General features: G+C 60.0%; 1 protein-coding gene. It reads left to right on the forward strand.

From position 1 onward, the window contains the following. Window positions 1–719 (forward strand): restriction endonuclease (locus tag IMZ11_RS42945; RefSeq protein ID WP_228649367.1); only part of this gene is annotated, 719 nt, incomplete at its 5' end. Window positions 720–728: the final 9 nt, after the last annotated feature.

Below are 728 nucleotides of genomic sequence, written 5' to 3' on the forward strand. Positions count from 1 at the left end.
ACAAGGCCGAACTGATTGAGAAACCGCAACGTGCGACGTACCAACTGAACAACGCTGGTCGGGACTTCCTGACGCAACACCCGATCGACATATCTGAGAAGACGCTCAAGACGCTGCCCGCCTATCAAACCTATTTGTCATCGGTCAGGGCTGGGCAAGCCGAGTCGAAGAGCACCGTGGTCGGGCCGACGACGGACGACGCAGCTGACCCACTGGAAATGATCGAGAACGGTGTCGCAGCGGTACACGCCGAAGTGGCGGCCGAGTTGCTCAAGCGGCTCCGCGGACAAGACCCGAGCTTCCTCGAGCAGTCAGTCCTCGACGTGCTTGTCGCCATGGGGTATGGAGGCACCGAACAGCGGGCCGCCGTCTTAGGGGGTTCGGGAGATAGCGGCGTCGACGGAGTAATCGACCAAGACCCGCTGGGGCTGGAACGCGTATACATTCAGGCCAAACGGTATCGCGAGGAGAACAGTGTGCAACGCCCCGATATCCAGGGATTCGTCGGTGCGCTGCATGGGATGGGAGCGAATCGCGGCATCTTCATCACGACAAGTCGCTTCTCCTCGGGAGCGCGCGAATACGCAAAGGGTATCGGCACGAGAGTGGTGCTTATCGACGGACAGCGGCTCAGCGAACTGATGATCAAGTACGGCGTCGGCGTTCAGAAGCGCCAGGTGTTCACGGTCGTGGAGGTCGACGAGGACTACTTCGAGTGATGTGAGTAC

Origin of the sequence: Microtetraspora sp. AC03309 (assembly GCF_020826795.1) — a bacterium.
Classification (GTDB): Bacteria; Actinomycetota; Actinomycetes; order Streptosporangiales; family Streptosporangiaceae; genus Microtetraspora; species Microtetraspora glauca.